The following is a 17,914-nucleotide window of genomic DNA, read 5'->3' as shown; positions in this document are numbered from 1 at the left end:
TATGTTAATTAATTTGAAAAGCGAAGCCGCTAAAGCAGGACTTCAAAACGTTAAAATCGAATTGCAGGAAAGACTGCCAGCTTATGTTGCTGCCCCTTGTGTACTTGATTGCCAATTCAAAGTCAGTGCCGAGAAAAATTATTATTTAATAACCATGGATGTTGATTCCATTGTATCGGTGATTTGTCAACGTTGTTTAGGTGAGTTTCATCATCACTATATTAATCAGACAACCTTAGCTGTTTGCGATTCTGATGAAGTAGCCGAAAAATTAATGGAGCTTTATGAGTGTGTTGTTTCTACTAATGGTCAGCTTGAGTTAGAGGAATTATTAACTGATGAATTGCATCTTTATGTCCCGGAGTCGCACTTGGATATTGAGAATTGCGACCAAGAAATCAACCGCTTTATTCAGGTAGACAACATAATAAAATCATAAAATATCTAAGTAACACTTGGATTACCGCGAAAAAATCGGTAATATTCCGCCCCAGCGAATGCAAATTGTTTAGGAGTAATACAATGGCCGTACAACAAAATAAGAAATCACGTTCCAGACGTGATATGCGTCGTTCTCATGACGCTTTAACACAACCGACGCTATCAGTTGATCCAACTACTGGAGAAACCCATTTGCGTCATCACGTTACACCCGATGGCTACTATCGTGGTAGAAAGGTTTTGGATACAGCTGATAGCGCATACGAAGAACAAGAGTAACTCGCTTGAAAAACATCACCATTGCTGTAGATGCGATGGGTGGGGATCATGGCTTAAAAGTTGTGATTCCTGCTTGTGTTCGTGCTGCACGAAATAACCCTGATCTAAAGTTGTTGCTGGTGGGCGAACAAAATCAGGTGAATGCGCATCTTAAAAAATTCGGTATCACCAATAACAGCCAATTTTCGGTCGTTCACGCGTCTGAAATCGTCGAAATGGATGAGTTGCCTTCGCATGCAATGCGGAATAAGAAAGACTCTTCCATGCGGGTGGCTATCAATCTGGTGAAAGAAGGGCGTGCTCAAGCCTGTGTAAGTGCTGGCAATACCGGTGCTTTGATGGCTACGGCTCGTTTCGTTCTAAAAACTCTGCCAGGCATCGACAGACCTGCAATCATTGCCGAATTGCCAACAATGCATGGTAAGACTCGAGTTATTGATTTGGGCGCTAACGTCGATTCCTGTGCCGAGCATCTTTTCCAATTTGCAGTGATGGGTTCCGCTTTAGTTCAGGCCGTAGATAAAAAAGCAATGCCCAAAATTGCCCTGCTAAACATTGGTGTAGAGGAAATTAAAGGAAACGATCAGGTTAAACGCACAGCCCATATGTTGGCAGAGTGTAATTTAATGAATTACGTTGGCTACGTTGAAGGTGATCAATTCTATTCTGGTGACGTTGATTTGGTAGTTTGTGACGGGTTTGTGGGTAACGTAGCATTAAAAGCGAGCGAGGGCTTAGCAAAACTTATGCTAGCGGTACTCAAAGAGTCATTTACAAAAAGCTGGTTGAGTAAGTTGGCTGGTTTGGTTGCTTTGCCTGCTTTAGGCCATTTGAAAAAACGTATGGACCCGGCGCGATATAATGGTGCCAGCTTGCTTGGCTTGAATGGTATCGTCGTAAAAAGCCATGGTGGAGCCAGTGAACTTGCTTTTCAATATGCTATTGAAGAGGCCAAGCTACAAGTAAAAAATAATGTGGTTGATTTGGTACGTGACCAAATTACCGATTTTATCAATCAGGGTTTGTTACTATGAAAAATGCCATTATTAATGGAACAGGCAGTTACTTACCTGAACGCATACTTACTAATCAAGAATTGGAATCCAAGCTGGATACCAGCCATGAATGGATTCTGTCAAGAACAGGAATAGCCAGCAGGCATATTGCAGCGGAGCATGAAACAACCTCTTTTATGGCTTGTAGAGCTGCAGAAAAAGCAATAGCAGCTTCTGATATTGATGCCAATGAGATTGATTTAATCCTGGTAGCAACTTGCACTCCTAATCATTTTTTTCCCAGCATGGCTTGCCACGTTCAGAAAGCACTTAAGATTTCACGCCCTATACCAGCCTTTGATATCAGCGCTGCTTGTAGTGGTTTTGTGTACACAATGGATGTAGCCAAACAATATATCAGTACTGGTGCTGCAAAACATGTTTTGGTAATTGGTAGTGAAAGTATGTCGCGCGCCCTTGATTGGAATGATCGTGCGACCTGTGTTCTATTTGGCGATGGTGCAGGCGCTGTCGTATTAAGTGCTAGTGATAAGCCTGGAATCTTGGGAAGCACATTGCATGCCCTACATGATGAAGATGGATTGTTGACTTATCCTAATTATGCCACTGAAGATTATAAAGCGATCATTGGTATGAAAGGGAACGAAGTTTTCAAGTTGGCTGTCAATATTATGGGTGATGTTGTGGATGAAGTGCTCCAGACTTGCCATCTACAGAAATCAGATATTAATTGGCTTATCCCGCATCAAGCCAATATTCGTATTATCCAGGGTATTGCTAAAAAATTAAGTTTACCCATGTCACAAGTAATAGTAACTATTGAGAATCAGGGCAACACCTCTGCTGCATCCATTCCTTTAGCTTTGGATTACTCTATCCGGGAACAGCGTATAAGACGTGGTGACTTACTATTATTAGAATCCTTTGGTGGCGGGATGACCTGGGGTGCGATGGTTATACGTTATTAATTAAGGTTGTTTCGGAGTTCATTATTCATGATTAATTCTGCATACGTCTTTCCTGGTCAAGGCTCCCAATCAGTGGGCATGTTAGCAGACTTGGCTGGCAAGTACTCTTTGATTAAAGATCTTTTTGCTTTGGTCTCAGACAGAATGGGTTATGATTTGTGGCAATTGGTACAAGAAGGGCCGGAGTCACAATTAAACCAGACTGAACATACTCAAGTTGCGATGCTAACAGCTGATGTTGCTGTATACAGACTTTTAGAAAAGCTTGGCACTGGACAGGCTCAAATGATGGCTGGCCATAGCTTGGGAGAGTATGCTGCCTTGGTTTGTGCTGATGCTATCAACCTGCCAGATGCAGCTCAATTAGTTGCCAAGCGCGGGCAACTCATGCAAGAAACTATTCCTTTAGGACAAGGGGCTATGGCCGCAATTGTAGGATTGACGGACGAACAGGTCGAAGCGCTTTGTACTCAAGTAAGCACGCAGCAACAACTAGTCACGCCTGCTAATTATAATGCTGTTGGCCAGGTAGTCATTGCCGGACATACAGCAGCTGTTGAGCAAGCTGTAAAATTGGCTGAGACCGTTGGAGCTCGAATGGCAAAGATTATTCCAGTCAGTGTACCTTGCCACTGCCCTTTGTTAAACGATGCAGCTGAGGCTTTTGCTGACTATCTTGCTAATGTTAATTTCAAAACACCGGCTATTCCTGTTATTTCTAACGTTGATCTGAGCATTTATAAATCTCCTGAGCAGATTTGTTCTCTACTGAAAGAACAATTGTATCGTCCTGTAAGATGGGTTGAAACCATCCAATTGATGAAAAGCAAAGGCATTGAATATGTTATAGAATGCGGGCCAGGGAAAGTATTAAGCGGGTTAATAAAACGCATTGAAAGGACACTGCCAGCAGTTAGTGTGAATGATAATGCAAGTTTGGAGCAATTTCTTAGCCAACTCACTGCGGATGAGAAATCTTATTAACGAGGATGTCGTCATGTCAAATTTACAAGGTAAAATAGCCCTGGTTACAGGCGCAAGTAGAGGGATCGGCAAGGCTATTGCCCTAACTTTGGCCAAAAAGGGAGCTTACGTTATTGGCACGGCCACTACAAATCAAGGTGCTGCTACTATTAGCGACATGTTTGTACAAGAAGGGGTGAAAGGCGAGGGGGTTAGTCTTGATGTGACAAGTAGAGAGGGAGTTGATAATCTAATGACAGAACTCTCAGATCAAGATAAATTACCATCCATTTTGGTTAATAATGCCGGTATTACCTGTGATAATTTATTGCTAAGGATGGATGACGAAGAGTGGTACAAGGTTATAGAAACGAATTTAAGTGCTATATTTCGTCTAAGTAAGGCTTGTATTAAGCCGATGTTTCGTGCGAGATGGGGTCGTATTATAAGTATTGGCTCCGTAGTTGGCTCTAGTGGTAATTCCGGGCAAACTAATTATACTGCCGCTAAATCTGGTGTGGTAGGATTTACTAAATCCCTGGCACAAGAGATTGCTAGTCGTGGTATTACGGTAAATGTTGTTGCTCCAGGTTTTATTGATACTGATATGACCAGCGCTTTACCGGATATGGTTAAAGAAGAAATGCTAAAGCGTATTCCAATGAAGCGATTGGGTAAGGCTGAAGATATTGCTGAAGTAGTTGCCTTTTTGGCTTCTGACAGCGCAAATTATATAACTGGTGAAACCATTCATGTGAATGGTGGCATGTATATGGATTAAATAGGCTTGCGTTCTTTGAATAATTGAATAAACTAGCCTGCAGGAATTTTTTAAACTAAGAGGAAATACAAGTTATGAGTACAGTTGAAGAACGAGTTCGTAAAATTGTTGTTGATCAATTGGGCGTTAAACCTGAAGAGCTAAAAAACGACGCATCCTTTGTTGATGACTTAGGTGCTGACTCACTTGATACTGTTGAACTGGTGATGGCTTTGGAAGAAGAATTTGAAACTGAAATTCCAGATGAAAAAGCTGAAAAAATCACTACGATTCAGGAAGCAATTGATTATATTGAATCAAACCTTAATAAAGAAGAAGCTTGATCTAGATACTTCGAGGAGTTTTCATTGGCTAAGCGGCGTGTTGTTGTTACTGGCATGGGTATGGTTAGCCCTGTCGGTTTAAATGTAGAGCAATCCTGGCAAAATATTTTGGCTGGCAAAAGTGGTGTTGGTATGGTTGAAGGTTTTGATACCACTGAATACTCAACTAAAATTTGGGCCAAAGTGAAGGATTTCAATATTGAAAACCATGTGCCGCTCAAAGAAGCTCGCAAGATGGATCTGTTTACCCAATACGGAGTTGCAGCGGCTGATGAGGCTTTAGCTGACTCCGGCTTGGTTATTGATGAACAACTTTCTTACCGTGCTGGTGTAGCTGTTGGTGCCGGAATTGGCGGTATAGAAACGATTACTAATAACCAAGAAAGACTTATGAGTGGTGGCCCGCGTAAAGTGTCGCCCTTTTTTATTCCTGCTGGAATCATTAATATGGTCGCAGGACAGATTTCTATTAAACACCATTTAAAGGGCCCTAACATTTCAATCGTGACTGCCTGCACAACAGGTACTCATAATATCGGTATTGCTGGTCGTATGATTGCCTATGGCGATGCTGACGTTATGGTATGCGGTGGTGCGGAAATGACAACAACGCCTTTGTGTCTTGCAGGTTTCTCAGCAGTGCGTTCCTTGTCTAAACGCAATGATGAGCCTGAAAAAGCATCACGTCCCTGGGATAAAGATCGTGATGGTTTCGTTATGGGCGAGGGTGCTGGCGTTCTAGTGCTTGAGGAGTATGAACATGCTAAAGCACGTGGAGCGGTTATCTATGCAGAGCTGGTTGGTTTTGGCATGTCAGGAGACGCTTACCACATTACAGCCCCTGACGAAGATGCAGATGGTGCAGCACGTGCTATGACTGCAGCAGTGAATGATGCCGGCCTTGATGTAACAAAAATTGACTACATCAATGCTCATGGCACATCAACTTATCTTAATGATATGAATGAAACTAAAGCAGTTAAACGAGTTTTCAAGAATCATGCTTATGAATTAGCAATGAGTTCTACCAAATCAATGACAGGACATTTGTTGGGAGCCGCAGGAGCTGTTGAAGCTATTTTCAGTATCCTTGCTATCAAAAACCAAGTTGCTCCTCCGACTATTAACTTAGATAACCCTGATGAAGGCTGTGACTTAAACTATGTAGCTCATACTGCACAAGAAAGACGAATTGAGTATGCATTAAGTAATTCGCTTGGCTTCGGGGGCACTAACGGAAGTTTATTGTTTAAGCAATTTAAATGAAAAAGCGTTGGTTTAAATCAACCCTTTTTGGTTTTTTAGCGCTATTTCTTGTTGTATCTACTGTAATTGGCTACGATACCTACAAGTTATTAGTCAAACCGATGGTGATTAGTGCACCTGCACTAATCACCATCACTATCGATAAAAATAGTTCCGCCTCAGGCTTTGTCCGAGCTCTTAAATCCAAACAATTAATACAGTCAGCTCGCCTTTTTCTACTGCTCATCAGGTTTCAGGGCTTATCTCATCATATCAAAGCAGGTATTTATCAAATTAAGCCTGGCGAATCAGCACAACAATTATTAAAGAGAGTTGTGGCTGGTGACGTATTGGTGGAGTCTTTTACAATTATTGAAGGCACTACCTTAAATCAGGTGAAAGCGAATCTCTCAAATGCGCAGCATTTAAAATATAACGTCAATGATTGGCAACTAATTACTGACTCTCACCCGAACCCAGAAGGGTTATTACTGGCCGATACTTATAATTACAATGCCGGTAGCGATGCAAAACATCTCCTGCAACTTGCTAACCAAAATTTAGTACAATATTTGAATACCTCTTGGCGGAATCGTGCTCCCGGACTACCTTATAAATCACCGTATGAGTTATTGATTGCAGCTTCTATTTTAGAAAAAGAAGCTGCCTTAGCAAAAGAAAAGAGGATTATTTCTGGTGTTATTGTCAATCGCTTAAAAAAATTCATGCCCTTGCAGATGGATCCTACTGTTATTTATGCGCTGGGGGATAATTACAATGGCAAATTAGGCCATCATGATCTGGATATTGATTCGCCTTATAATACCTACCGTTACCGCGGGTTACCCCCTACACCAATTGCGATGGTTGGCAAGGAAGCAATTGATGCAGCGGCACATCCACAGTCAACTAACTATCTCTATTTTGTGGCTAAAGGCGATGGTTCTCATTATTTTTCTGCCACTTATAAAGAGCAAAAAGAAGCTATTGCACGTTATCAAAGCAAGGGACGATCATGATTGAGCGTGGGCAATTTATTGTTGTTGAAGGCTTAGAAGGAGCTGGCAAATCAACTGCGCTTCAAACCATTAAACACTATCTGGAAAGTTTTGTTCCCGAGCTTGTCCTTACGCGTGAACCAGGCGGAACAAGGGTCGGTGAGCATGTACGGCAGTTGTTGAAAGAAAAAGTAGAGGGGGAAGCGCTTGAACCTCGTTGTGAATTACTTATGTTTTATGCAGCTCGCGTTCAACTGCTAGAGCAGGTAATTCGTCCTGCATTAAACAAAGGAGCCTGGGTTTTAGCAGACCGATTTGAGTTATCTACTTACGCTTATCAAGGAGGAGGACGAAAACTCGACAAACAGATGATCAAGCATTTATCAACATTCTGTTTACAGGGGTTTAAGCCCGATTTGATTCTTTTTTTAGATATTAATCCGGAACAAGGGCTTGGCAGAATCAAAGAGCGTGGTGAAACCGATCGAATCGAACAAGAATCCTTAGCCTTCTTTACAGATGTCTATAACGCTTACCATGAAATGATTCGTGGTATGGATAATGTTGTTTGTATTGATGCTGGTCAAGCCATGGAAACAGTGCAAAAATCAATTTTATCAGCACTTAAAACGTTCGTATCACATAATCCAAATGCCTCCTAAAACACTTGAATTATTACCGGCTCATACTGAGCAATGGGCTCAGTTACAAAAAAATCTTGCCAGGCACTGTTTGCCTCATGCGCTATTGTTGGTTGCACCACAGCATGGGGCTGTGTCTGATTTTGCCCATGCAATGTCAGCAGCAATACTTTGTCCTAATGAGAAACAGCCTTGTGGTGAATGTAAATCTTGCCATTTGGTAACACTCGCTGAACATCCGGATCTTTGTTATCTGCAACCTGATAAAGTCGGCGGGGCAATCAAGATTGAACAAATTCGTGATATACAGACGCTGTTATATACGTCACCACAATTGGGCAATAATCGGGTAGTCCTTATTCATCCGGCTGAAAAAATGAATGTTGCCGCAGCAAATGCTTTGCTCAAACTTCTCGAAGAACCACCTGATGGAGTAGTTTTTATTTTGCTTGCAGAGCAAGTCAGTACTATTCTACCCACCATATTAAGCCGTTGCCAACTCTGGCGCTTCCCGGCAACTGAAATTTTGCATAGCGATTATTTAAGTCTTGGAGAAGGGTATGCAACGGATAGTGAGAGGGGTAAACTTTTTTCCCAGCTACCTGTTATTCTTCAAGATTTACTCGCTCTTATGGGCAATAAGATTTCTGTATGCAGTCTGGCTGCCAAATGGCTTAGCTATGAGATCAATGATTTGCTGTGGCTTATTTATTTAATCAATGCACAGATGATTAATTATCGCCTTAATAATTTTCAGTATGAAAAATCATGGACATTGGCATTGCACGAGTTAGCAAGCCATTTTCACCCTCTTGTCCTCTTTCGGCAATTGGATGAGCTTAACCGACTATGCAAAAAACTAAATCAGAGTATCAGTATTAATCAAACACTGATTCTTGAAAATTTATTATTTGAATATAAAAAGAAATAGATCACTAAAAATAGAGACCTACCGTCTGGGCATGCTAAAATCAAAACAAAATTACTCTTATGATCTTCTAATATGTTAGTAGACTCCCATTGCCATCTTAATTTTATTGATTTAACTGATTTTGATAATGATCTCAATAATGTTATCACTCAAGCCCGGGAAAATGACGTAGGGCATTTTCTTTGTGTTTGTGTTGAGCTGGATGATTATCCGGTTCTTTGCCAATTAGCAGCGAGCTACCCAACTATCAGTATTTCAGTTGGATTACATCCTAACAGTAAAATAGCTCGGGAACCTGATGCGGCAAAGCTTTGTGAGCTTGCCAAGCAGCATCCAGCCTGTATTGCTATTGGTGAGACCGGACTTGACTATTATCGAACGGAGACACTAGAGGCACAAGAAGAGCAACGTCAACGTTTTCGTGCTCATATCCAAGCGGCACAGCGTACATCAAAACCTTTAATTATTCATACCCGCCAGGCAGCGGATGATACTTTATTAGTAATGCAAGAAGAGGAAGCCCGCGATATTGGCGGGGTAATGCATTGTTTTGCAGAGGATTGGGATGTTGCTCGTCGTGCTTTGGATATGAACTTTTATATTTCTTTATCAGGAATTGTCACTTTTAAAAATGCAACCGCTTTACAAGAGGTGGCTAAAAAAGTGCCGCTGGATCGCCTTTTAATTGAAACTGACTCGCCTTATCTTGCTCCTGTTCCTTATCGTGGCAAGCAAAATCATCCGGCGTTGGTAAAATACGTGGCAATGGCTTTAGGTGAGTTACGGCAAATAAGTTATGAGAAAATTGCAGAGCAGACAACAGAAAATTTTTATCGTTGTTTTAAGCTTAATAAGCATTCTTAACATAATAAAGCCTCTTCTTTACAAAGAAAAGGCTTAGAAATGTATGACTAAGGTGCTGGTGATACTGCTGCTAGTACGTGGTATTCTGCAGGGTTGAAGTCGCCTAAATCCGCACCGTAATCCTTGTTTGCCTTAACTACGGTATCAGTTACTACCGCTTCAATGAGCGACTCAACAGATTTCTCTTTATTAGTTTCCAGGGCTTTAATATAGCCAGCTAAGGTTGGATTTTTTTGGAATTTGGCCATACCAAGCGCAGAATTTAATGCCGTGAGGCTTTTTTCATGAGAAGCTTTCATGCTGTTTTCTATAGCAGTCACTACATCATTGACTGTTTTCCCCTTCTTAATTACATTAGCACTAGCAGCAGCTAAATCTTTTAAAGCCTGCTCATAATGTTCTTTTTTGTGTAACATTAAATGCGACATCGCACTTGCAGCATAAGAGGTAACCGAAGTGTAGTCGACTGCTTTTTCACTTTTCTGGAACATAATAAATCCTAAACAATGGCCGGTTAATTTTAAATCGAAATATAAAATTTTTGTACAATTCGACCACATAATACCACGCCATTACAAAATTGCCTAGCGATAAAGGAAAATTTTATACCAATTTTTATGGAAAGAGTTTCCCTATTATACAAACCATTGTCAGCAATCAAAAAAATTTGCCTCTATCCTTCAACTTTCGGTAATAAAGAAACTAGTGAGTAATGAAATGAATGTACATGCGAATATACTGATGACCAATAAAGAAGGGTAGTGACTAATAAATCCACCAACAAGTCCACCAATAATCGCTGAAATGGTTGTCCTTAACATATTAAGTACGGCAGTTGCTGTCCCAGCATGTTGTTGGTAATCAGTAAGCGCGATGGAAAAAGTTGGTGGGTTAGTCAGACTCACACCTAAATTAATGAGTAGAGTCGGTGCGAGACTAATTAGACTCAATCCTTGGATATAAAAAAGAAAGCACATCGTTATAGAACCTATAAGCATCAAAGCAGAGCCTACCCGAATATTCCACGACAATGATTTTTTTTCGCGCAAGCGAATACCTAAATAATTACCTGCAACAAGCATTACACCATTACTGGCAAATAATAAGGAAAAATTAAAAGGAGAAATGGCTAAGTTATCGATCACTAGAAAAGACGCATTAATAACTATAATCATGACACAAGAATAAGACGCTGTAATGATAAAAACAGCAAGCCACAAACGACGATGAGTAAAGATTTTTTTATAGGTAGCAAAAGAAGCTCTCAATAAAAACGTGGTTTCGGTTTTTTGCCAATACACTGATTCATGTAAGACGTATTTTGCAAGCACCAAGAGAATTAAACCAATAAGACCCATCACTAAAAACGTTGTCTGCCAGCCATAACGCATCAGAATAATGGAACCAAGAATTGGGGCAAACAGAGGTGAAACTGCGACAATCATGGAAAGGTATGAAAGCATCCGGGCACGTTCCGTACTGTCCTCATGATCTCTTGAGGAAGAAAAGGCAATTACATAGACACAACAAATGGCAAACCCCTGTAAAGCTCTTGCCGCAATTAGCATTTCAATATTAACTGATGCAATACAGGCAATAGTCGCAATTAAAAAAATGGCCAAACTGACAGCCAAGGTTTTCCGCCGGCCATAATGATCAATTAAAGGCCCCCATATTAGTTGAGAAAGGCCAAATATAAAGAAAAATAGGCTTAAAGTTAACTGACCTAAGGCTGGACTTGTATTAAAATACTGCGTTATTGTCGGTAAAGCGGGTTGGTATAAATCATAGGTTAACAAAGAGAAAGTTGACAAAATGCCTAAATACCAAAAAGGGGTGGGTTTATTTTGAACAATCTCAGAGGGCATATAAGACCATTTTCGTTTATAAAATCAGCTAAACATAGAAGAAAACCAGTATGCCACAAACAATACGGATGGAGTAATGAAATTATTTATTGGCCTAATGTCTGGCACCAGTATGGATGGTATTGATGCTGCACTTATCGATTTGTCTTCCCATTCTTTCATCGCAGGAATTACCTGTCCTTACAACCCCGAAATAAAGCAGCGATTGCTCGAAGTATACAATGGCGATCTTTATGGGTTGAAGCAGTTTAGCCAGTTAAATACGCTTTTAGGGCGAGAGTTTGCCAAAGCAGCACTTGAACTGATGGCTACAGCAAAAGTAAATGCTAAAAATATCCATGCTATTGGCAGTCATGGGCAAACACTCTGCCACGATGCTACCGCAGATATTCCCTATACAGTGCAATTAGGTTGTGCTCATACGATTGCCGAGTTGACTGGAGTTCCTGTAGTGGCTGATTTCAGAACGCGTGATTTAGTTGTTGGCGGGCAGGGGGCTCCTTTTGCCCCCTTGTATCATCAAGCTTTATTTCAAGGCCACACATACCCTTTAGCGATTGTTAATATTGGTGGTATTGCCAATATGACTTATCTTGCCAACGAGCATGATCTTCATGGTTATGATCTAGGTCCAGGAAACTGCCTAATGGATGCGTGGATTAAAAAACATCTGGGTCATGATTATGATAAAGGTGGGGAATGGGCTGCGCAAGGGCGGGTAATAGAGCCCCTCCTTGATGCACTTTTAACTGATGCTTATTTTAAACGACAGCAACCAAAAAGTATTGGGAAAGAATATTTTTCACTGGATTGGTTAGCAAGGTATCTCCAACCAGCTTATGATGCTGTTGATGTACAAGCGACCTTACTTCGCTTTACGACTCGAGCAATTGCGCATGAGCTAAAGGCCGGTAATTTATCTCCCAAACGTCTCTTGCTGTGTGGTGGCGGTGCTCACAATACGGCACTTCTTAATACGCTTACTGATTTGTTACCTGAAATAAGCGTGGACAGTACAGCCGCCCTCAATATTAGCCCAGATTTTATAGAGGCAGCAATGTTCGCTTGGCTGGCAGAAAAAACTCTAACCAATACTCCGGTTAATCTTTGTCAAGTCACTGGTTCTACTCGTTTAATAATATTGGGAGCAATCTATCCGCCAGGCATTGACAAAGGAAATTCGCTTAGGGTGTAATGTGCTATTTTCATCAGATAAGACGTTTATCTTGGACACACATCAATTACATCATGCTCAACCTAATAAATTAAGTGCTTACCTCGTTTTTTTGCTGTCTGCCACTTTTTACTTGTATGAGTTTGTGCTGCAAGTTGCCCCCAGCGTTATGGCTGAGTCAATGATGAAAACCTTTCAGGTCAGTGCAGCTGGTTTTGGTATTATTTCTGCCTTTTATTTTTATGCCTATGCACCTATGCAATTACCAGCAGGTTTACTGTTTGATCGGTACGGTCCACGAAAGTTAATGACGTCTGCCTTGACTTTATGCGCGGTGGGCTCTTTCTTTTTTGCTTCAACCGATAGTTTGTTTACAGCAGCTTTAGGACGCTTTCTTATTGGTATTGCTTCTGCGTTTTCGTTTATTGGTGTCCTGGTTTTGGTTTCACGTTGGTTCCCACCACAACAATTTGCTCTGTTGGCTGGTATCGCTCAATCAATGAGCTCAATCGGGGCTATGTTTGGAGAAATGCCTTTAGCTGCTTTAATTGAACAAGTAGGTTGGCGTAATGCCAGCTTTATTCTGGCTTTTATTGGGTTATGTTTAGCAGCTCTTATTTGGTTTGTTATAAGAGATTATCCTCACCAGCCCACTCAGCCTGCACCAAAACGACAGTTTCGGGATGAATGGCGCCGTTTATTAGATGTTTGCAGCCGCTCTTATACTTGGATAATTGGTGCTTATTCCTTCGCTATATGGACTCCTATCGCAGTTTTCGCAGCGTTATGGGGAGTTCCTTATTTGCAACAAAAATTTCAAATTTCGGTGATGGTGGCATCAGGCTTATGTAGCATGATTTGGCTTGGGATAGGTATAGGCAGTCCGTTGTTAGGTTGGGTTAGTGATCGTTGCAATAGTCGGCGCCTGGCACTGGCTATTAGCTCCATTTTTGGTCTTATATCTACTTTAGTTTTGTTGTATTTCCCTGATGTCCCTCTCAATTGGATGTACGTAGTTTTATTTTTTTTAGGATTTGGCGCAGGCGGACAGACTGTCAGTTTTGCTGTTGTGAAGGATAATAACCCTCCTGAGCTTGTCGGAACAGCTTCTGGCTTTAATAATCTTTCAGTACTCTTAGGTGGTGCAATTTTCCAACCCCTCGTAGGCGTCATCCTTCATCATAGTGAGAGTTGGTTAGTAAATGACATACCCGTTTACAGTGTTGAAAGTTATAATCGAGCATTGTTGGTTATGCCTTGCTGTTTTCTTGCCAGTTTAATAATAGCGATCTTTATATTAAAAGAATCACACCCTGGTAGAGCTCATTCATGAAAGATAATTTTTCGGCAAAAGTAATAACACTTCATGAAATATATGAAAACAGTTACAAACTGGCCAAGATTATTATGCAATCTCCCTACAAATTTGATATTGTAGTTGCAATAGCCAGAGGTGGATTTCCTACAGCACGATTTATTTGTGATTTTTTAAATATTCGTCAATTATGCTCAATGCAAATCGTTCATTATCGTGGTGGTGCGGTTAAAAAAGAAAAAACGGAAATCATCTCTCCCATCAATATCAGCGTTAAAGAAAAGAATATATTAATCGTTGATGATGTGAATGATACAGGTGAAACACTTAAAGCTGCTTATGACCATATTCAATCATTAGAACCTGCCTTATTTAAAATCGCTGTTCTTCATGAAAAGTCAACAACTCTATTTAAAGCAGATTTTGTAGCTTCTCACCAGAAAAAATGGAAATGGTTAACGTATCAATGGGCTGTAACAGAAGATATTATATCCTTTCTTGAAAAGGACAACATGCTGGGGGAAGATGAAGCGCTGGCTCGGGAGCACTTATATAAGAAATATAAGATTAAAATAAGTAAAAAAGCTTTCCAACAAATACTGGGTATGCAGGGCAACTATCTTTAGATTTAAGCTAGATCTGATTTGATACTAAATTCATTTACCAATTGTTAATAGTGATAATTCTCTTGTTGGAATCATAACTATTGATGACATTGAGTGAAAAACTGACTCAAATAGTATCTCTTGTTAAACTCCAATAAAAAGAGAAGCGAAAAAGAGGGCTTGCAGCGAATTTTAATTTTTCTGGCTGCCTCATGAGGCCAATTCTTTCAATTTGAATAAAAAGTTATGCTATGCTTTTTTTTATCACTCCTAGTAATCATGGCTTATTATGAAAACAGCAAGAGGGTTAGCCGTTACAACTGATTCTACGCAAGCCATTGGAGATATTGATTATTTTCACCAACAAATAGTAAGCTCCGGGAAATCTGCTGATGCCGTATTGGAAGCAGCCAAAAACCATGTTGATAATTTACTGATTCAAACTTATGCAGCAGCCTTTTATTTATATGGACAAGAGCATACTGCAACCAATAATGCGACAGCTTATTTATTACAAGCTGAAAAATGCCTGCGAACTGCCAATTTACGTGAAAAACTGACTTATCAAGCAGTACGTGCCTGGCAGCGATTGGATTATGAGTGTGCTATCAGCCTGTTTACCAGTATTGCTGCACTTTTCCCGCGCGATACCCTGGCAATAAAATTTGCTGAATGGCTTTTTTATTGCAGTGGTCAAGCTTTTCAAGCAAAGCACTTCTTAGCACTTTGTGAAAAAAGTGCACCAGAAAATCAAGATGAATCTCATTTTTTAGCTATCCATTCATTTGCCCTTGAATTATGCGGCCACTATAGTCAGGCAAAAGTGATGGCAGAGCGAGCAATTGATATGGATTTACTTACTCCATGGGCGCATCATACTTTGGCACATGTTTATCTCTTGCAGAATGACATTAGCAGCGGAATCAGCTGTTTACGAAAATTACAGCCCAGCTGGGATAAGATTTTGCCTTTACTTAAAGGACATAATAGTTGGCATCTTGCCTTATTTTATTTGGCAAATCGTAAAAAAACCGAAACAATTGAGCTTTTTAATTCAAGTATTTTTGGTATCTGGCCTGATACCGTATTGGAGCAGCTTGATGCCATTTCCTTGCTCTGGCGCCTGGATATGGCAGGGTTTCCACAGGATGATTTATTTAAGGAGATTGCTGGCCACCTAAATCAACATCCTTATGAACAGTATACTGGTTTTAATAGCATTCACTTTTTGTATTGTCTTGCAAGAATTGACGATGAAAAGGCTATTAATCGGGCTTTAGAGACAATGATAACCTATGCAAAAGCACTCCAGCCTGGTTATGCACAGAATTTGTGGCACAATGTTACTCTACCTTTTTGCAAAGGGATATTGGCCTTTGTGCGAAAGGATTATCATGCTGCCTGTGATATGCTTGCGCCTATTATAACTGATTGCTTCCAAATGGGGGGAAGTGATGCTCAGGATGAACTGTTTCTGCAAACTTATTTACTCAGCCTCTTGCGTTCTAAAAGGCAGGTAGAAGCGGAGCAGTTTTTTGCCAAGTATCTATCTCACTACAAAAATACACCTTTGGCAGAGTATTGGTTTACCAATAGGCACTAAAGAGTGCTAATTCTTTAACGTTCTTATCATTAGGAAAGACCAGATTGGTGCAGCAAAAATCATGAAAATCATTAAAATAACTGCAATAGGAATACTATCAGTTGTTATCAAACCATAAATCAGTGCAATTACAGCTAGTATGTTGAGCCAAAAAATAACAAGGGTCCACTTTATCCAGTGACTGTTAACAATGATTTTTGATTGCCTGCTTGCTTTATACACCAAATAAACACCCAAGCTTCCTATTAAAAACCCCCAAGCGATTAAAATTGCCGAATGTGACTGTATGACCAGAAAGGTACTCCAGAAGTTCTGGAGAATTTCTGGAGGAAGCTTAAATGTACCCATTAAAAACCAGCAAGCTAATAAATTCAAATCAACCATGACTCCTGTAAAACCAGCGGCAAAAAAGCAAAAAACAGCAACATTGGTGTAAAAATTAGTGCCAAAAATATAGCGGAAAGCTAAACCTAATAACATGACGGCCATATCTGCAATAGTAAAAATTATAAAGGACCAGGCGTAATATGCCCAGTAAGGCTGTAGTTTTTGCATAAAATGAGAGGCTATTTCAGGGGTATATATGATGGAATGGGAAAAACTAATTGGCGATATCATATGAGCGCCAGTATAAAGTAATCCCCCCAGTAGCCAGGCCAAACCATAAACATAAAAAAGTGCTTTCACAAGTTTATTATTCATGTTTAACACAATTCCGTATTCAGGGTAGTTAAACTATTTATAAATCATAATCTCAATTGCTGCCAGTTACAGTGATGCAAATTACACATGGCATTCTCTATGCTTGAAATATGATGAGGGAACCTACATCATTAGTCTAGATGTACTATACTTCACTTGCGATTAGATGAAATTATGGAGAGCTAGTATGTCCCCGACCAAAAGAAAAGATATTGCCGAAGAACATAGCAATTTGCAGCAATATTACATGGACATCATCGCGTGCATGCCCAATATCGTATATATTTTAGATAATAACTGCGTCTTTACAGGTGGAAATAGTAATTTTCTTAAGTTACTGGGTCTTAAACGTACAGAAGAATTGGTTGGTAACACCTACAAACAAATAATAAAACTCGTTCCCTGGTCAGAAGAGCGAATGCAATTATTCAAGCGTGATGACATTAATGTTTTGCTTTCAGGTGAGGCGGTTTATAACGAAGAAGAAGCCCCCGTTTTCGATCAACAACGAGGTATTATTCATTATCTTTCTACCCGGATCCCTTTGTTTGATAAAGATAAAAATGTGATTGGTTTGGTTGGTATTTTAGTGGATATTAGCGAACGTAAGAAAATGGAAGAGCAATTAAGTAAAATAAAAGAGCAATTGCAAAAGAATAATGCCAAACCACAAGAGGCCTTAGTGAATATGGACGATAAAAAGATCCCTAAGGTATTAATGATTGAGGATAATACTATTGCACAAAAAGCTGCTCAATCTTTGCTAATGCAGTTAGATTGTCAAGTAGACGTAGCCGAGTCTGGCGATAAAGCAGTAGAGTTATTTAAGCCCGGTAAGTATGATTTGGTGTTTATGGATATCGGGTTAGAAGATACTTCTGGTTATGTTGTCGCAAAAAAGATCAGACAAGTAGAGAAAGATACTGGCCAGCGCGTTCCAATCATCGCATTGACAGGTTATGAAGCTGATGTCGTTAAATATGACTGTGTTGATTATTTTATGGAAGGGGCGCTAACTAAACCCCTAACCAGTGAGCAGGCCAAACAGATCATCCAACACTATATATATCATATCGATATACCTGTTCGCGGGCTTAAGAGTATTCAACAGCCAGAGTGAATTATAAATAAGGTCTATTTTCCGCGCTGTCACGCGCGGATTTAGTTCTCAAACTTTATCGAGATTGTTATTGCAGG

21 protein-coding genes are annotated in these 17,914 nt (G+C 40.2%); 18 read left to right on the top strand and 3 right to left on the bottom strand.

Going from position 1 to position 17,914, the window contains the following annotated elements:
- Position 1 precedes the first annotated feature (1 nt).
- From ACN4Z1_RS11820 to ACN4Z1_RS11765, 12 genes are all read left to right on the top strand, one after another.
- On the top strand, positions 2-439 hold the full coding sequence (locus tag ACN4Z1_RS11820; RefSeq protein ID WP_228364669.1) for a metal-binding protein: 438 nt from the start codon (positions 2-4) through the stop codon (positions 437-439).
- A gap of 83 nt (positions 440-522) precedes the next feature.
- Positions 523-720, top strand: coding sequence for a 50S ribosomal protein L32 (gene rpmF / locus ACN4Z1_RS11815; RefSeq protein ID WP_058443953.1), 198 nt, complete (start codon positions 523-525; stop codon positions 718-720).
- Positions 721-725: 5 nt separating this feature from the next.
- On the top strand, positions 726-1,754 hold the full coding sequence (plsX, locus tag ACN4Z1_RS11810; protein ID WP_228364668.1) for a phosphate acyltransferase PlsX: 1,029 nt from the start codon (positions 726-728) through the stop codon (positions 1,752-1,754).
- A complete protein-coding gene (locus ACN4Z1_RS11805) occupies positions 1,751-2,704 on the top strand; it encodes a beta-ketoacyl-ACP synthase III (protein ID WP_115221317.1) in 954 nt (317 codons plus the stop codon). Before plsX ends, ACN4Z1_RS11805 begins: the two co-directional genes overlap by 4 nt.
- A 27-nt stretch (positions 2,705-2,731) precedes the next feature.
- The gene (fabD, locus tag ACN4Z1_RS11800) at positions 2,732-3,688 is read left to right on the top strand and encodes an ACP S-malonyltransferase (RefSeq protein ID WP_228364667.1); all 957 of its coding nucleotides are present in this window, start codon (positions 2,732-2,734) and stop codon (positions 3,686-3,688) included.
- Positions 3,689-3,701: 13 nt separating this feature from the next.
- Entirely contained in the window at positions 3,702-4,448 is a 747-nt protein-coding gene (gene fabG, locus ACN4Z1_RS11795; protein ID WP_115222695.1) for a 3-oxoacyl-ACP reductase FabG, read from the top strand.
- Positions 4,449-4,522: 74 nt separating this feature from the next.
- Positions 4,523-4,771 (top strand): acyl carrier protein, encoded by a 249-nt coding sequence (gene acpP / locus ACN4Z1_RS11790; protein ID WP_058443967.1) that lies wholly within the window; start codon positions 4,523-4,525, stop codon positions 4,769-4,771.
- Positions 4,772-4,795: 24 nt separating this feature from the next.
- The gene (fabF, locus tag ACN4Z1_RS11785) at positions 4,796-6,037 is read left to right on the top strand and encodes a beta-ketoacyl-ACP synthase II (protein WP_115221319.1); all 1,242 of its coding nucleotides are present in this window, start codon (positions 4,796-4,798) and stop codon (positions 6,035-6,037) included.
- On the top strand, positions 6,034-7,035 hold the full coding sequence (gene mltG, locus ACN4Z1_RS11780) for an endolytic transglycosylase MltG (protein ID WP_228364666.1): 1,002 nt from the start codon (positions 6,034-6,036) through the stop codon (positions 7,033-7,035). The genes fabF and mltG overlap by 4 nt, the downstream gene beginning before the upstream one ends.
- Positions 7,032-7,676 (top strand): dTMP kinase, encoded by a 645-nt coding sequence (gene tmk, locus ACN4Z1_RS11775; RefSeq protein ID WP_228364665.1) that lies wholly within the window; start codon positions 7,032-7,034, stop codon positions 7,674-7,676. Before mltG ends, tmk begins: the two co-directional genes overlap by 4 nt.
- Positions 7,666-8,586 (top strand): DNA polymerase III subunit delta' C-terminal domain-containing protein, encoded by a 921-nt coding sequence (locus ACN4Z1_RS11770; protein WP_181879354.1) that lies wholly within the window; start codon positions 7,666-7,668, stop codon positions 8,584-8,586. The genes tmk and ACN4Z1_RS11770 overlap by 11 nt, the downstream gene beginning before the upstream one ends.
- A 72-nt stretch (positions 8,587-8,658) precedes the next feature.
- Complete coding sequence (locus ACN4Z1_RS11765) at positions 8,659-9,450, top strand: TatD family hydrolase (protein WP_228364664.1); 792 nt, start codon at positions 8,659-8,661, stop codon at positions 9,448-9,450.
- Positions 9,451-9,497: 47 nt separating this feature from the next.
- Here the strand turns inward: ACN4Z1_RS11765 and ACN4Z1_RS11760 are convergent, their stop codons facing one another.
- Positions 9,498-9,941 (bottom strand): hypothetical protein, encoded by a 444-nt coding sequence (locus ACN4Z1_RS11760; RefSeq protein WP_228364663.1) that lies wholly within the window; start codon positions 9,939-9,941, stop codon positions 9,498-9,500.
- A 189-nt stretch (positions 9,942-10,130) separates the two neighbouring features.
- The gene (locus ACN4Z1_RS11755; protein ID WP_228364662.1) at positions 10,131-11,318 is read right to left on the bottom strand and encodes a multidrug effflux MFS transporter; all 1,188 of its coding nucleotides are present in this window, start codon (positions 11,316-11,318) and stop codon (positions 10,131-10,133) included.
- A gap of 76 nt (positions 11,319-11,394) precedes the next feature.
- Here ACN4Z1_RS11755 and ACN4Z1_RS11750 point away from each other — a divergent pair, with 76 nt between their 5' ends.
- From ACN4Z1_RS11750 to ACN4Z1_RS11730, 5 genes are all read left to right on the top strand, one after another.
- The gene (locus ACN4Z1_RS11750) at positions 11,395-12,513 is read left to right on the top strand and encodes an anhydro-N-acetylmuramic acid kinase (RefSeq protein WP_228364661.1); all 1,119 of its coding nucleotides are present in this window, start codon (positions 11,395-11,397) and stop codon (positions 12,511-12,513) included.
- A 28-nt stretch (positions 12,514-12,541) separates the two neighbouring features.
- Positions 12,542-13,825: an MFS transporter gene (locus tag ACN4Z1_RS11745; protein WP_228365063.1), complete on the top strand. Its 1,284-nt coding sequence runs from the start codon at positions 12,542-12,544 to the stop codon at positions 13,823-13,825.
- Positions 13,822-14,433, top strand: a complete 612-nt coding sequence (locus tag ACN4Z1_RS11740; protein WP_228364660.1) for a phosphoribosyltransferase — start codon at positions 13,822-13,824, stop codon at positions 14,431-14,433. Before ACN4Z1_RS11745 ends, ACN4Z1_RS11740 begins: the two co-directional genes overlap by 4 nt.
- Positions 14,434-14,461: 28 nt before the next feature.
- Complete coding sequence (locus tag ACN4Z1_RS11735) at positions 14,462-14,530, top strand: CBS domain-containing protein (RefSeq protein WP_370634632.1); 69 nt, start codon at positions 14,462-14,464, stop codon at positions 14,528-14,530.
- A gap of 171 nt (positions 14,531-14,701) precedes the next feature.
- A complete protein-coding gene (locus ACN4Z1_RS11730) occupies positions 14,702-16,015 on the top strand; it encodes a tetratricopeptide repeat protein (protein WP_228364659.1) in 1,314 nt (437 codons plus the stop codon).
- A 6-nt stretch (positions 16,016-16,021) separates the two neighbouring features.
- Here the strand turns inward: ACN4Z1_RS11730 and ACN4Z1_RS11725 are convergent, their stop codons facing one another.
- The gene (locus ACN4Z1_RS11725) at positions 16,022-16,717 is read right to left on the bottom strand and encodes a phage shock protein B (protein ID WP_228364658.1); all 696 of its coding nucleotides are present in this window, start codon (positions 16,715-16,717) and stop codon (positions 16,022-16,024) included.
- Positions 16,718-16,904: 187 nt separating this feature from the next.
- On the opposite strand from ACN4Z1_RS11725, the gene ACN4Z1_RS11720 reads away from it, so the two are divergent.
- Positions 16,905-17,837 (top strand): response regulator, encoded by a 933-nt coding sequence (locus ACN4Z1_RS11720; RefSeq protein ID WP_228364657.1) that lies wholly within the window; start codon positions 16,905-16,907, stop codon positions 17,835-17,837.
- The last annotated feature ends 77 nt before the right edge of the window (positions 17,838-17,914 follow it).

It is taken from the genome of Legionella sp. ST3F1 (assembly GCF_048553315.1).
Taxonomy (GTDB): domain Bacteria; phylum Pseudomonadota; class Gammaproteobacteria; order Legionellales; family Legionellaceae; genus Tatlockia; species Tatlockia donaldsonii.
This window is presented reverse-complemented; position numbering and strand designations above follow the sequence as displayed.

Coding starts and splice junctions, on each gene's coding strand:
- ACN4Z1_RS11820 (WP_228364669.1), top strand. CDS start 2: ATGTTAATTAATTTGAAAAGCGAAGCCGCTAAAGCAGGACTTCAAAAC.
- ACN4Z1_RS11755 (WP_228364662.1), bottom strand. CDS start 11,318: ATGCCCTCTGAGATTGTTCAAAATAAACCCACCCCTTTTTGGTATTTA.
- ACN4Z1_RS11805 (WP_115221317.1), top strand. CDS start 1,751: ATGAAAAATGCCATTATTAATGGAACAGGCAGTTACTTACCTGAACGC.
- tmk (WP_228364665.1), top strand. CDS start 7,032: ATGATTGAGCGTGGGCAATTTATTGTTGTTGAAGGCTTAGAAGGAGCT.
- acpP (WP_058443967.1), top strand. CDS start 4,523: ATGAGTACAGTTGAAGAACGAGTTCGTAAAATTGTTGTTGATCAATTG.
- fabG (WP_115222695.1), top strand. CDS start 3,702: ATGTCAAATTTACAAGGTAAAATAGCCCTGGTTACAGGCGCAAGTAGA.
- ACN4Z1_RS11760 (WP_228364663.1), bottom strand. CDS start 9,941: ATGTTCCAGAAAAGTGAAAAAGCAGTCGACTACACTTCGGTTACCTCT.
- ACN4Z1_RS11770 (WP_181879354.1), top strand. CDS start 7,666: ATGCCTCCTAAAACACTTGAATTATTACCGGCTCATACTGAGCAATGG.
- rpmF (WP_058443953.1), top strand. CDS start 523: ATGGCCGTACAACAAAATAAGAAATCACGTTCCAGACGTGATATGCGT.
- fabD (WP_228364667.1), top strand. CDS start 2,732: ATGATTAATTCTGCATACGTCTTTCCTGGTCAAGGCTCCCAATCAGTG.
- ACN4Z1_RS11765 (WP_228364664.1), top strand. CDS start 8,659: ATGTTAGTAGACTCCCATTGCCATCTTAATTTTATTGATTTAACTGAT.
- ACN4Z1_RS11720 (WP_228364657.1), top strand. CDS start 16,905: ATGTCCCCGACCAAAAGAAAAGATATTGCCGAAGAACATAGCAATTTG.
- ACN4Z1_RS11750 (WP_228364661.1), top strand. CDS start 11,395: ATGAAATTATTTATTGGCCTAATGTCTGGCACCAGTATGGATGGTATT.
- ACN4Z1_RS11740 (WP_228364660.1), top strand. CDS start 13,822: ATGAAAGATAATTTTTCGGCAAAAGTAATAACACTTCATGAAATATAT.
- ACN4Z1_RS11725 (WP_228364658.1), bottom strand. CDS start 16,717: ATGAATAATAAACTTGTGAAAGCACTTTTTTATGTTTATGGTTTGGCC.
- mltG (WP_228364666.1), top strand. CDS start 6,034: ATGAAAAAGCGTTGGTTTAAATCAACCCTTTTTGGTTTTTTAGCGCTA.
- ACN4Z1_RS11730 (WP_228364659.1), top strand. CDS start 14,702: ATGAAAACAGCAAGAGGGTTAGCCGTTACAACTGATTCTACGCAAGCC.